This window comes from Microcoleus sp. MON1_C1 (assembly GCF_036701945.1).
In the GTDB taxonomy this organism is placed as follows: Bacteria; Cyanobacteriota; Cyanobacteriia; order Cyanobacteriales; family Microcoleaceae; genus Microcoleus.
The window spans coordinates 21,927-35,173 of record NZ_JAUBRO010000025.1 but is presented as its reverse complement, the minus strand read 5'-3'; the positions used below and the strand labels follow the sequence as shown (position 1 = coordinate 35,173).

At 45.9% G+C, this 13,247-nt stretch carries 14 protein-coding genes and 1 pseudogene; 10 read left to right on the top strand and 5 right to left on the bottom strand.

From position 1 onward, the window contains the following. Window positions 1-135: 135 nt before the first annotated feature. From QUA62_RS15805 to QUA62_RS15795, 3 genes are all read right to left on the bottom strand, one after another. Complete coding sequence (locus tag QUA62_RS15805) at window positions 136-1,020, bottom strand: hypothetical protein (RefSeq protein WP_333405288.1); 885 nt, start codon at window positions 1,018-1,020, stop codon at window positions 136-138. Between the two features lie 237 nt (window positions 1,021-1,257). Continuing rightward, window positions 1,258-1,863 carry a DUF1517 domain-containing protein gene (locus tag QUA62_RS15800; protein WP_333405286.1) on the bottom strand — a complete coding sequence of 202 codons (606 nt, stop codon included), beginning with the start codon at window positions 1,861-1,863 and terminating at the stop codon, window positions 1,258-1,260. A gap of 466 nt (window positions 1,864-2,329) precedes the next feature. After that, the gene (locus QUA62_RS15795) at window positions 2,330-2,872 is read right to left on the bottom strand and encodes a hypothetical protein (protein WP_333405284.1); all 543 of its coding nucleotides are present in this window, start codon (window positions 2,870-2,872) and stop codon (window positions 2,330-2,332) included. A gap of 357 nt (window positions 2,873-3,229) precedes the next feature. On the opposite strand from QUA62_RS15795, the gene rfbB reads away from it, so the two are divergent. The 4 genes from rfbB to hpsJ-A all read left to right on the top strand — a co-directional run bounded on the left by rfbB (window position 3,230) and on the right by hpsJ-A (window position 7,099). Further along, the gene (gene rfbB / locus QUA62_RS15790) at window positions 3,230-4,336 is read left to right on the top strand and encodes a dTDP-glucose 4,6-dehydratase (RefSeq protein WP_333288504.1); all 1,107 of its coding nucleotides are present in this window, start codon (window positions 3,230-3,232) and stop codon (window positions 4,334-4,336) included. Between the two features lie 387 nt (window positions 4,337-4,723). After that, entirely contained in the window at window positions 4,724-5,575 is an 852-nt protein-coding gene (crtA, locus tag QUA62_RS15785; protein ID WP_333405282.1) for a cyanoexosortase A, read from the top strand. Further along, on the top strand, window positions 5,575-6,243 hold the full coding sequence (locus tag QUA62_RS15780) for a cyanoexosortase A system-associated protein (protein ID WP_333405280.1): 669 nt from the start codon (window positions 5,575-5,577) through the stop codon (window positions 6,241-6,243). The genes crtA and QUA62_RS15780 overlap by 1 nt, the downstream gene beginning before the upstream one ends. 178 nt (window positions 6,244-6,421) lie before the next feature. Continuing rightward, window positions 6,422-7,099: an HpsJ-like protein, cyanoexosortase A-associated gene (gene hpsJ-A, locus QUA62_RS15775; RefSeq protein WP_333405278.1), complete on the top strand. Its 678-nt coding sequence runs from the start codon at window positions 6,422-6,424 to the stop codon at window positions 7,097-7,099. Between the two features lie 674 nt (window positions 7,100-7,773). Here hpsJ-A and QUA62_RS15770 read toward each other — a convergent pair. Next, the gene (locus QUA62_RS15770; protein ID WP_333405276.1) at window positions 7,774-8,415 is read right to left on the bottom strand and encodes a cofactor assembly of complex C subunit B; all 642 of its coding nucleotides are present in this window, start codon (window positions 8,413-8,415) and stop codon (window positions 7,774-7,776) included. Between the two features lie 90 nt (window positions 8,416-8,505). Beyond that, the gene (gene rpaB, locus QUA62_RS15765; RefSeq protein WP_071587789.1) at window positions 8,506-9,237 is read right to left on the bottom strand and encodes a response regulator transcription factor RpaB; all 732 of its coding nucleotides are present in this window, start codon (window positions 9,235-9,237) and stop codon (window positions 8,506-8,508) included. Between the two features lie 164 nt (window positions 9,238-9,401). Here rpaB and radA point away from each other — a divergent pair, with 164 nt between their 5' ends. From radA to QUA62_RS15740, 6 genes and pseudogenes are all read left to right on the top strand, one after another. Further along, complete coding sequence (gene radA, locus QUA62_RS15760; protein ID WP_333405274.1) at window positions 9,402-10,958, top strand: DNA repair protein RadA; 1,557 nt, start codon at window positions 9,402-9,404, stop codon at window positions 10,956-10,958. Window positions 10,959-11,042: 84 nt separating this feature from the next. Next, window positions 11,043-11,225, top strand: a complete 183-nt coding sequence (locus tag QUA62_RS15755) for a DUF2281 domain-containing protein (RefSeq protein WP_333405272.1) — start codon at window positions 11,043-11,045, stop codon at window positions 11,223-11,225. A 92-nt stretch (window positions 11,226-11,317) separates the two neighbouring features. Then, window positions 11,318-11,542, top strand: coding sequence for a hypothetical protein (locus QUA62_RS15750; protein WP_333214054.1), 225 nt, complete (start codon window positions 11,318-11,320; stop codon window positions 11,540-11,542). A 127-nt stretch (window positions 11,543-11,669) separates the two neighbouring features. Continuing rightward, window positions 11,670-11,750: pseudogene (locus QUA62_RS29385) on the top strand (type II toxin-antitoxin system HicA family toxin); the annotation flags it as partial. Between the two features lie 109 nt (window positions 11,751-11,859). Continuing rightward, on the top strand, window positions 11,860-12,714 hold the full coding sequence (locus QUA62_RS15745; protein ID WP_333405270.1) for a TIGR02587 family membrane protein: 855 nt from the start codon (window positions 11,860-11,862) through the stop codon (window positions 12,712-12,714). Further along, window positions 12,711-13,115, top strand: a complete 405-nt coding sequence (locus QUA62_RS15740) for a TIGR02588 family protein (RefSeq protein WP_333405268.1) — start codon at window positions 12,711-12,713, stop codon at window positions 13,113-13,115. The genes QUA62_RS15745 and QUA62_RS15740 overlap by 4 nt, the downstream gene beginning before the upstream one ends. Window positions 13,116-13,247 lie beyond the last annotated feature (132 nt).

Below are 13,247 nucleotides of genomic sequence, written 5' to 3'. Positions count from 1 at the left end.
GTCTGGGGGAAACAGAGAAGACTAAATCAATTATTCCAAAATTTTCATTCTCCCTACCTGTGGCAGCGTGGCATCGGGAGAATATATAAAATCAACTTTTACCGATGTCAGTTGCTGATTTTTGCCATCTTCAACTCAGCGCCTTCTACTCCCGAAAGAGCGATTCCGACTCGGTTGACGAGAATTTCTACCGCTACCAAAACTCGGCTGCCGCTGGTATTGATTTTGACGCGGCTGCCGCGATCGCCTCAAAGTGCTGCCACCGTAACCCGAACCGGTCGATCGATTGCCATTTGGCCGTACTGAGGGTCTTACTGGCTGGTTATATGTGGGCGATCGCAAACGGCCGGTCGTCCTTAAAACTTGACGGTTTCTCACAGCCGGAGGCGGAGTTCGATAACGAGTTTGATACTGCTGAACAGCTTGGCCGTAAGTATTACCATACCCGCCATATCCTGTCATAATCCCCGGCTGATAGACTGGCGGCATATAATATCGTGGTCTAAATAACAAACTGCCGATCGCCTGACCGGCTATAGCCCCAGCAAACGGTGCCCAGAAGCCAGATTGCTGGCGCACTACTACGGTTTGTGGCTGACCGGTTTGAGGATTAGGAACAGTTTCGGTAACGTTGTGAACGTACTCAATTTTAAAATCTTCTGTCAAATGCAAAACCGCTTGATTGTTATCCACATTTAGATAACTTTTCTTGCCTGCCGATATTTCTTCTTCTGTTAAGCGAGCCATTTGCAAATCCCTAGTGCGGTAAACTGGGGGACTGCCGGCGGGAGTATTCAGCAACATTAAACTGTATTCGCCATCCGCATCGTCGTAGGTAGCTTGCTGTACAGGATATTGACCTTCACTCAAGTTATTATTATTTGGTGCAGGACGCACTGTGTTAATATTTGGATTGCCAGCAGGATTTGGAGAAGTTTGTGTGCGAGGTGCACCGCAGCCGATTGCCGTCCCCAAAAAAGTTAAAGCCATTAAATAAATTGTCAGTTTTCGCAGCATCATAAATAGTAATTGGTAATGAGTAAATACAGCCTATTCCATCTTTAACAAGTACAGTAGCAGCTATATTGTGTGGTGTTAATCTCTAGGGTGCCTCGCTGCAATATATTGGATAAAACTTGCAGATTGTTGCTAGCAACGCACCTTCATTACTAGAAAATTGCGTCTACTACATATACATGGAATCTGCTGTAGAAATTGGTAAATAGTAATTGGTAATTTCTCCCTCTTCCTTCTTCCTTAAAGGGGAATAAGTTCGGGGAAATTGACCAACACTTGGTCGTTGGTAAGTTCGTCTCCCAACTGTGCGGGAGAAAAGTGAACTTGCACAGCTCGGAGCCTTTCTTGGTAATGTAAATTAATCAGGGCTTTTAAACCGACTTTCAGCGCGCTGATGTCAGCGAGGTCAGTTTCTAGGGCAGGAACTTCGCCTTCATACGCAACTGTCAGCATCACTACAATATTTCTAGTTACCGGCAAAGACAAGGGGGATTTTTGATCATAAACAGATGTGCTGTATTGAGGCTCGCTCAGATAGCGATCGGCTGAATCAATGAAAAGTTCATCCACATAATCGCCCGCTTCCCCTTCATTCCAAAAAACATCGCCTTCATTGGCGGCTGATTGCCAGTAGTTGTCGTACTGCAACAGGTGATTGCAAATTTCTACAAGACCTTCTCCTAAAACTACTATGTCGCCATCGGCATCAATTGCTTTTCTGGCGTTGCGGTTGAGAACTCCTAACAGCGGTGCAACTTCTTCGCCTGTTATGTGAACGAACACCCGGCAAACTGCCAATCTAGTTTGACCTGTAAATTGATTGAATCGATCGCGCCAAGCATTCATAATAACCTATAGTTGTAATCTGTAGGGCTATATTTCCCACCATAGCAGGGGATTTGAACTCTTGCCGTCTACCCTCAGATTGATCTGAAGAGTATTTTTAGCGATCGCCTCCGCAGGGTACTCTTTCGCTTTGACTTATCTAATTTTATAGCAGTTTTCAATCGGATAAAATACAGTTCAAATACAGTAGGGAAACGGCACAGCCTTGTCCTGACGGAGAGCGGCGACTTTTAATAATTAGTATGAGATTGATGATGGTAGCAAGAGTTTTTTTAATTGATATTAATTCAGCGCTCGTTTGCTTAGCCGGAATATGATAGTGTGTGCTATCGATTCATCTGTCTATTGTTTGCAGTGCTTCGCGAGCGCAATGACCAGAAATTGTAGGGTAGATAATTTCCACTCAAAAAACCTCCAATCTTGGAAGATTGGAGGTGCGCTAAGCGAATACTTTGGTTTGAGATAACTATTTGACGATCGCGTTTTGGACTTGTTCGATCGCAATTTCAGAACTCAACTCGGCAACTGGCGAAACCGGCAAATCCAGCTCACCGCCAGGAGCTTCTGGGTGTTCGCGAACGGCTGCAACCGCATCTGCTGACTCAGCTACAGCACCCGCCGGCGCCAAATCGAGCAAGGCAGGAACTTCCATGTGTCCAGAAACACCTGCATCTGCGATCGGAGCCGACTCTTCAAAAACTTCAAAATTATCGGTCATCGCAGCGCAAGCAGCAGAAGCGCGCTTGCCGGCGCGGTAGCTCATGTAGGCCGCTCCGCCACCCAAAACTCCCGCCAAACCGAGGAAACCGAGAGCTGCTGTTTTGTAAGATTTCCAGGGATTGATTCGCTCCGAGCCGCCGGAACCTAGGATCGTTGTCGCAGAACCAGATTTAGCCGCCCCAGATTTGCTGTAGGAACAGGGGAAAGCAGATGCAGCGTCACCTATGGCGATGCTGCTTGCGATCGCGACGACGGAAGCAATGCCAGCTAACACTTGAAACTTCTTCATGGTGCTCTGGAGATTGTAAAGGATAATTAAAAAATTAATGGTAACAGCTCTTTACAAATGTATCAACTCTGCGCGCCGCCCATATCGAGGATCGATCGCAAAAGTCAGCTATAGCCTCACGCAATTCAACTTTAAATTTGCCTGCTTAAAAATTTGCAATGCTTGCTCTGTAAGCGTTTCGGCTAACAGCTCGGTAGAAGTTCAAGTTTTGTGAACCAATACTTCGATCGCGCCCAAATTAGAAAATCTGAGGTGAGATTGTAGAAAATTTAGTTACATGGCCGCAAACACTTGGTGACAAACTACTTTTAAGGCTACTTTTGTAAAGGCTTAGTTATTGGAATAACTCTTATTTTTATGACAGACAACGCGAATCAAGGCATTGAGCGAACCCCTCGCCGATTGTTGGTGACGGGCGGGGCTGGATTTATCGGCTCGAATTTTGTGCATCACTGGTGCAGCAGCTATCCGGGCGATCGAGTAGTCGTACTGGACGCTTTAACCTACGCCGGAAACCGACAAACCCTGGCAACTTTGGAAGGAGGCGAAAATTTTCGGTTTGTGCAGGGGGATATTTGCGATCGTACCCTAGTCGATACCTTGCTCAAAGAAGAAAACATCACCACAGTCGCCCACTTTGCCGCAGAATCCCACGTTGACAGGTCAATTATCGGGCCTGCAGCCTTTGTTCAAACAAACGTGGTCGGAACCTTCACACTTTTAGAAGCCTTCCGCAAGCATTTTGAAGCAATTGATGAGGCATCTCTCAAAGCACAAATGCGCTTCCTTCACGTTTCTACCGACGAAGTTTACGGCAGTCTCGGCCCCGATGACCCAGCTTTCACAGAAACAACTGCCTACTCGCCCAACAGTCCCTACTCAGCCTCCAAAGCTGGCAGCGACCACCTCGCCCGCGCCTATTTCCACACCTACGGCGTCCCGACAATTATCACCAACTGTTCCAACAATTACGGCCCCTATCATTTCCCAGAAAAGCTCATTCCATTAATGTGCATCAATATGCTATTGGGCAAACCGCTGCCAGTTTACGGCGACGGTCAAAACGTGCGAGATTGGCTCTACGTTCTCGACCACTGCCGCGCTTTAGATGCCGTTATTCACCGTGGTCAGCCTGGGGAAACCTACAATGTTGGCGGCAACAACGAGGTAAAAAATCTCGATCTAGTAAAAATGCTGTGCCAGCTAATGGACGAATTAGCTTCTGATTTACCCGCCCGTCCTTGCGAACAATTGATTACATTTGTCAAAGACAGAGCCGGGCACGATCGGCGTTATGCTATTGATGCCACCAAAATTAAAACTGAGTTAGGTTGGACTCCCTCAGTAACAGTTGAAGAAGGTTTGCGGCAGACTGTAGAATGGTACTTAGCCCATCGGGAGTGGTGGGAACCCCTGCTTTCGGAGGAATATCAAACTTACTACCGGAAAGTCTACTCTAATTAATCTACTCTTGGACGCACGGGCTACCAAAAACCAGCACCGGTAAAAAACTGGTTTTCAAGCTCAAGAGTGCGTCCAAGAAATCTTTCTGTCTTGCCTTCAAGCTTTTCATTTAAACTCTAGGCGCAGAAACCGGGTTTGGGGGAAGAAAATCTTTCGTGGAGTGCGATCGATCACAGTTAAAAAACCTGTTTTCTTTAATCTTTGCGCCTAACTTCAGATTTAATTAGGTGGAGGTAACTATCACACACATTCGCCATTGTCAATCTTTGTGAAGATTTAGTTAAAAATCACCCCAAAGGCATAAATTCAAGTGTTTGTAGCTGATAATTTTAATAGAGTTACAAGATTAAGCATTTTAGAAGCTTTTAGGAAAAACAAAAAGCACCAATGACCGAAATAAACTGGCTCAAGCACGTCCAAGAACCTAAATACTGGCTGTTAGGCATCGCCTCGGGTTTGATAGCCTTACACCTAACTCTGACTTCCAGAACCAACGACACTGACCTGTTCGGTACAATGTTCCTGTTTTGGGGAGTTGTAGCATTTCTCATTTGGGAAAGGCACGAATCCTTAACTTTTGAAAGCGGAGTTTTCAGCAGCTTATTTGGGGCATCGTTAATTGCTTTAATATTGCTCAAAAGTTCGTCGATATCTGGATACGACTTTTTTATCAGAGCAACGCCTTTTTTGTCGGGAATCAGTCTTGCATTGCTGGCTTCGGGAACAAAAGGACTGAAACAATATTGGCAGGAACTTCTAATTCTTGCGTATACAGCTATTCCTCCCGGATTGATCGGAGTCTTCGTTGATGTCCCCAAATTAACAGCAAAATTTTCAGCTTTCATCCTGCATTATATAGGATTTGAAGTTGTGCAGAAAGGGGTTTATCTAATCCTGGAAAAGGGCAGCGTGGAAGTGAATCACGGCTGTTCCGGGGTGAATGCGATGCTACAATTGTTAGGACTAGCTCTGGTTTTCTTACTGATGTTTCCTACCACTACGAGTCAGAAAATTGTATTGCCATTCGTCGCAATAATTACTGCATTTGTAGTGAATGCCGCGCGAGTTGGTCTCCTGGCCGTGCTGGTATCGCTATCTCAACCCGAAGCATTTGACTACTGGCACGAAGGAAATGGTTCGGTAATATTTTCTATGATTGCTGTATTTATTTTCGGGTTATTCTGCTGGTTTGCAATTTTGAAAGACCAACCCCAAAATAAGGAAGGACAGAATTGCTAATGGCTATTACCTCTTGGAAACCAGTTAGGCTTTCCCTGTTGGCTGTTACTTTGGGAGGGGTTTTGTTGGTTGCCGGAAAATTGGTTTTCTATCCCTCTGTAGGCAAAAATCTGGCAACCCCGTTTGAGTTTCCCGAGTCGGTGCCTCTAGCCGATTGGAAAATGCAGAAGAGCGCGCCGCTGAAAATTAGCGGCAATTCAGAATTCAAAGCTGCCAGGAAATATGAATATCAAAAAAATAGCATGGCTCTCGAAATAGAGATGCGCTATGCGGTAGACACCATTGGGCAAGTGGAAGGTATGATGAAAGGACATACAGTTCTCAAGTCGTCTCCTGGTAAACTAGCATTAGCAAGCACTCAAGGCGCAGGGTTTCACGGAATTTTGCAACAGAAAAATCGACTGTATTTGAGTTCGTGTATCAATCCTAATGGCAGTGCTACAGTAACTTCCCAACAGTTTAGATATAATCGAAATACTCGCGATTGGCAGCCAAACCGTATTCTGTTTTGGTTGTTGGGTAGGGGAAATATTCAAGACCGGCGCTGTTTGTGGACTCAGATGTCTGTGCCTTTGGATAAAACAACTCCAGAAGATGCCGAAAAAATTCTAGAGAATGCTTGGGTTTCTTGGTATGCGTGGTGGCAGCCGCGATTTCCCGAGCCTTGAGTCGAGTCACTCGATTTTAGCTTTTAGCTTTTAGCTTTTAGATTTACTCCACAGGTGAATCGGGAAGCTTGAACAAAAGTCTAAAATTTTTGATTCTCCACGACTGTTGTCGGGGACTTGTATCCGTTATTGGGCGGGTTCAAGAGAGATTTTTCTTAACAACAACTCTGATTATTTTATGAATGACTTACAAGGCGAACAAGGTTTTTCTATCTACAGACTGCGTTGGATTGGCTACGGTCTATTAATTCTGTCTCTATTAGATGCGATTGCAGTTCTTATACCAGCAAATTTTGGCAATCGCCTCTGGGAATTGCAAACGATTGGGGCTGTAGTGGAACGGGTGCCAGTTCCTTTACTGGCAATGGCGCTGATATTTTTTGGAGAAGGGTACGATCGCAGAGGTTTGGAAGACTTGTTTTTGAAGGTTTTGTCTTGGGTGTGTCTGCTGCTGGCCCTGGTTTTTCTGTTGATGCTACCTTTGGGAATTTTTGGCGCTATCTACGTCAACAACCAAAATAACCAGCAAATTACTACTCAAGCCAACCAACAATTAGCTCAGTTGCAGCAGGTGGAAGAACGGCTGAATAAGGGTAGTCCTGAAGATTTAAGGAATTTGGCCGGGGAACTTACCCGTTTGGGGGTACCAGCGGATACGCAAAACCCACAGCAATTGAAAGAGCAAATTCTTTCGAGAATTACTCCGGCTAAGGACCGGTTGCAGACGCAAAGCGCTGCGGTTAAGTCAAGTCAGCGCTTGGGGTTATTTAAAAATGCTATTAAGTGGCTGCTGGGCGCGCTGATTTCTAGTGTTTTGTTTTTTACGCTGTGGCGCGGTACTGACTGGGCTCGGTAGTAGTTTTGAGTTTTGAGTTGAGAGTTTTGAGCTAGTAAGGTGCGCTGCGGCGCACCCGGAGAGCATTGTTGAGGACTAAGAGCCGCCCTGTGCACGCAGCCGGCTCAGGAGTGGCGAAGAATACCCTCAAACCCTGCAAATTTTGTTGGGGGGCTCGCTCGCTCTTCTTCTTTTCAAAAGATATCGGTATTGACATACTCACGCCCGCTAAAGCAACGGTGATTCTTGACACTTCGCTGAGATGTGCTAGCAAGCCAGTCTTACCTTATCTCCATGTCCGTTTTAAGTCTCCCAATGCCCTACGGCGACTTTTCTGTTTTGTACGCAAGTAAAATACTTGTTTGCTTTTAGGGTTGGACTTCCATTGCCCGGCGTTGCTTCCCCTGTTTCTGATCGCAACTCTGACAGGACTTTCAACCAAGCTGTTTATTTTGGAGTATCTCAAATCTGGGCGGGTCTGTGACCAATCCTATTTGGACACAAAGCCGTGCTAGAAGCACGGGGTTTTAAACCCAATTTTCCGATAAATCTTGTTTATTGCCGATAGCCAACACCTAGAATGAGGCAAATCCGTCGTTAGCGCAGCCCTCGAAGACGATCGCACTTTCACAGAGCTGCCATTGTGCACTTCACAATAATCTAAAATCCACAATCTAAAATCTAAAATCTAAAATCTAAAATTGATTGATGGTATTTTCTAGTTTGTCGGCAATCCCTTCAATCCAGTTTTCATCTTGTTTTGTGTAGCTGCGTGGTGCGTTAGCACCTAAGATTAAAACGCCTTGGCTGCCGATAGGTTGACAGATGACTCCTTGAGTATTTTCTGGCAAATAGTCAAATTCTATTCGCCCGGGATAAATATTGAGATTTACTAAATAAACTGGTTTGTTTTTGTCGAGCACTCGCTGCAAAATCGGCCCGGGTTTAACTTCGGGATTGATGCCTAAAATACCGCGCCGCAATAAAACTTTTCCCTGATACACAATTAGGATCGACCTTGTGGCGGTATTTGTCAACAGCAAACGCGACGCCCAGGCTAATTCTATTTTCACAGCCTCCGGCAAATCCGGCGCAAATTCAAAACCTTCTTCGCCGATAAGTTTTACGGAATCGGGCGATCGCGCTTGCACCTGCTGCCACAGCAAACCGGTTAAAATCAGCAAAGCGCTAATAATTACTCCCAAAGCGTCCGATCGAGCTTGAGAATCTGTGATTTGCTCTGTCAGCAAGCGGTTGACCATTAGCAGCGTACCTGCTAACCCTCCTGCAACTAAGGGCAATTGCCGCAAAACTTTATTGGGATCAGATTTAGTCATTAGTCATTAGTCATTAGTCATTAGTCATTGGTAATTGGTAGTTGGTAATTTAACTAATGCCAACTGCCAACTGCCAACTGCCAACTGACTTTATCCTACTTCTCCAATTTCGACAATTCGCTGGAAGAGATAGCCGGTGCCGCGGGCGGTAAGAATTAATTCGGGATTGCTGGGGTCGTCTTCCAACTTTGCCCTAAGCCGCGAGATGTGAACGTCCACTACGCGGGTGTCTACGTGCCGTTCTGGTGTGTATCCCCACACTTCCTGCAAAATTTCCGATCGCGAAAAAGGCTCTCCAGAACGGCTGACAAGCAGTTCTAACAGGCTGAATTCCATGCCCGTGAGCCGAATTCGTTCGTCGCCTTTGTAAACTTGGCGCTTGTTGGTGTCAATCCTAATATTGGTGACGTGGATGACTCCGGAGCTGGGAATGCCCGATGCTCCGTTTTTGTCAACCCTCCGCAGTACCGAACGGATGCGGGCTTCGAGTTCTTTGGGAGAGAAAGGTTTGACGACGTAATCGTCTGCGCCCAATTCTAAACCGGTGATGCGATCGGCTACGTCTCCCAAAGCGGTTAGCATGATGATGGGTACGTCTGACTCTTTACGCAACTCCTGACAGACGCCGTAACCGTCTAGCTTCGGCATCATAACGTCCAAAACCACTAAGTCGGGTTCGGTGTTGCGAAATGTTTCGAGAGCTTCTTCGCCGTCAGCAGCGGTGACGACATCGTAGCCAATCATGGAAAGGCGAGTCTCCAGAATGCGGCGGATACTGGCTTCGTCATCGACTACCAGAATTTTTTCTTTATGGTTTTCCAAGTTACCGAGCACTCCTTAAGTTACATTTCAGATAATGTTAATTTTTTGTACCCTATCATAGAAGACACAAATTGAATTATGTGTGGGGATGGGTCTGAAAGCTTGATAAGTGCTTTAACTCAGACTTTTCTAAATGTTAGGGTGACTATTTATCATAGTAAACAATGCCTAAGCCTCGAATACAATATATTTGTCGGGAATGCGGGTATGATTCACCACAATATTTTGGCAGGTGTCCTAGCTGTCAGAAGTGGGATTCTTTTGACGAGCAGTTAGAACAACCTACTGCTGCTGTGTCGCGGGCTGGTTTAACTGGGGTGACAACTAAGACAGTGGGCGGTTCGCCCCCTGATAAGTCGAAGGGTCAACCAAGGGTATCTTTCAGATTATCGCAGATTTCCGACCAAACTCAGTCTCGCTGGCCTTCTGGTTACGGGGAGCTCGATCGAGTTTTGGGAGGCGGGATTGTTCCCGGATCGCTGGTGTTGATTGGCGGGGAACCGGGAATCGGGAAATCGACGCTGCTGTTGCAGGTGGCGAATATGTTGGCCCGCAAGGATCGGATACTGTATGTCAGTGCGGAGGAGTCCGGCCAGCAGGTGAAGTTGCGATCGCAGCGTTTGGGCGTAGCTAATCCGGTTGATTTGTCAAGCAACGGCGGGCATAAATCCGATCGCAACGGGGAAGCTAAAAAGGATTCGGAGGACAATTCAGCGGAGAATTTCTATTTGCTTCCCGAGACGGATTTAGAAGTTGTTTTGCGGGAGTTGGAAGCGCTGAAACCGAATGTGGCGGTGATTGACAGCATCCAAACTATTTATTTTGCTAGTTTAACATCGGCTCCGGGTTCGGTGGCTCAGGTGCGGGAATGTACTTCGGCTTTGATGCAGGTTGCGAAAAGGGAAAATATTACTTTATTTATTGTCGGTCACGTTACGAAAGATGGAGCTTTGGCGGGGCCGAGGGTTTTGGAACATTTGGTAGATACTGTACTGTATTTTGAGGGCGATCGCTTTGCTTCTCATCGACTTTTGCGATCGATGAAAAACCGTTTTGGCGCGACTCACGAAATCGGTGTTTTTGAAATGGTAGCCAACGGTTTGCGAGAAGTAGATAATCCATCGGAGTTGTTTTTAGGGAATAGAGATGAATTTTCTCCCGGTACTTCGACGACTGTTACTTGCGAAGGAACTCGACCGATTTTAGTGGAAATTCAGGCGTTAGTTAGCCCTGCAAGTTTTGGTTCGCCGCGCCGCACTACTACTGGTGTGGACAATGCTAGATTGCAGCAAATTTTAGCTGTTTTGGAGAAAAGGGTGGGGATTCCTTTATCTAAATTAGATGTGATTTTGGCTACGGTGGGCGGGTTGAAGGTGGATGAACCGGCGGCGGATTTGGCAGTTGCGATCGCCGTTGTGGCCAGTTTTCGCGATCGGGTGGTTGATGCACGCACTGTTTTGCTCGGGGAAGTGGGTTTGGGAGGACAGGTGCGGCCGGTTTCCCAATTAGAGTTGCGGCTGAGGGAGGCGGCGAAATTGGGTTTTAAAAGGGCGATTATTCCTAAGAATCAACCGGTGCCAGAGTTAGGAATGGAGATTATTCCGGTGGCGAAGGTAATTGATGCGATTATTGCGGCGATTCCGGCTACTCCGGCTCAGTTGCAGTCTGGTGATATGGAGTTACAGTCTATTGATTTGGAGGAAGATGATTTGTTGAATTGAGTTAAAAGAGTGATGTTTGAAATTGATAGTAAGGAGCCACGAATTATGTATCAAGTAGACATTGTTGAAGCAAAATAAAAGCTTTTGGAATTAATCGAAGCGGTAATGAGAAGGGAAGAAATTGCGATTACTCAAGATAACCAACCTGTTGTAAAATTGGTAGTAATTCCCAAACAAGCTAAACCCAATCGACAAGCAGGAAGTTCTAAAGGAATGGTTTGGATGTCCGATGATTTTGACGAACCGCTAGAAGAGTTTAAGGAGTAGATGGAATGAGGCTGTTGGACACTCATGCCTTTATTTTGATGCTTATGCGCGGCTGTAGTGAATTAAGTTAGTGGAAAAATAAAGAGGCGAAGATGAAACAATTTAGAATCATCCTTGAAAAACATCCTGATGGTTATGTAGCCTATCCCCTCGGAATCAAAAGTACCGTCGTTGGTGAAGGTGACACCTATGAGGAAGCCTTACCTGATGTCACGTCAGCTATTCGTTGCTACATCGAAGTATTTGGCAAAGAAACAATGGAAAACGAATCACCTGCGATCGAGACTTTTTTAGTAGAAGCAGAGGTGGCTATTTAATGTCAAGTTTCCTGTCGATGCTTCTAAAAGACGAGTCATCAAAACATTTCAGTTGTTGGGTTTTCGGATTATTAGAGAACGCGAACATATTGTCATGGTGCGATAGAATCAGGATGGAACGGAGACTCCGTTAGTAATGCCTAACCACGATCAAATAAAATCAGGTACACTGAGAGCAATTTGTACTCAGGCGGGAATTTATAGATAGTAATTTTTAATAGCTTATGCACAAAGTTGAGTGCAAATGCTATCTACGATAACACTTGAAATATGTTAAATTATAGATTGCCTTTTTTGAGGTACGTTTTCACTAAAAAATGAAGAAATCAAAAAGACGTAAAAATCAGTGGTCAAGTGAACTAAACGACATCATTCGAGGTGCATCGGGCGGCTTTTTGTTCGGTACTCCCCTGCTTTATACGATGGAGGTTTGGTGGATCGGTTCGTATACTACACCAGCGGAAATGTCGATCGCGATCGCAACTACTTTTATCGTCGTTTTCTTGCTGACTCGCACTGAAGGTTTTCGCAAAACTAAGGACATCCGCTGGCTAGATGCTGCAATCGATACCGTAGAAGCGATCGCCATCGGCATTGTCTGCGCGACTTTGATCCTGTTTTTGCTCAGGGAAATTACGCCGCAGACTCCGCTGCAAGAAACTTTGGGGAAAATCATCTTTGAAGGCCTGCCGTTTGCCTTGGGAGTTGCCCTGGCGAACGGTTTTTTGAGCGGCGATCGCTATCAAAGTTCAGACAGCGACAGCGAACCTACAATTAATCCAACTGTAGCAGATATCGGCGCTACTTTAATCGGCGCGATGATAATTGCTTTCAATATCGCCCCTACTGACGAAATTCCCATGCTAGCGGCAGCGATTTCGCCACCGTGGCAATTAGCAATTATCGCCGCCTCGCTGCTAATTTCCTACGGTATTGTATTTGTAGCAGGCTTTACTTATCAAGCAAAACGGCAGCAGCAGCAAGGGATTTTTCAGCGTCCCCTCAGCGAAACTGTCATGGCGTATTTAGTGTCGCTGGCGGCTTCTGCATTTATGATGTTTTTCTTCCAGAAACTCAGTTTTGACGACCCGTGGTCGATTTGGTTGAGCTATACCTTAGTATTGGGATTGCCGGCGACTATTGGCGGCGCGGCGGGGAGGTTGACGGTATGACGGAAAGTAATAACGAACAGCAACCAAAAAGAACTTTGGCTGAAGGGGTGACATTTGCGATCGCCTGCTTCATCCTTTTTACCCTCACCGGACTCGTACTCTACAACTGGCTGGCTAAAAAGCAAGAACCTCCGGTTATTTCTGTCACTCGCAACACGCCTATTCGCGAAACTCAAGGGCAATTTTACGTACCGTTTACAGTGACAAACACGGGCGGCGAAACAGCAGAATCAGTGCAAATTATTGCCGAACTGCGCGTCAACGGTGAAGTCTTGGAATCCGGCGACCAGCAAATTGATTTTTTGTCAAGGGGTGAAACTCAAGAAGGAGCTTTTATCTTCAGCCGCAACCCCAGTCAAGGTCAATTGATTGTGCGAGCGGGCAGTTATCAACTACCTTAACAAAGTTTTCAAATCTCGTGTCCGGTAAGTGTGACCCTAATAAAATTTTGTCGCTGGGTGGGGGCGGGTTTAAAAATACTTTGGTTATTAAGCAGAGATACGGGTGAACCCGCCCCGACCTCAATATTATAG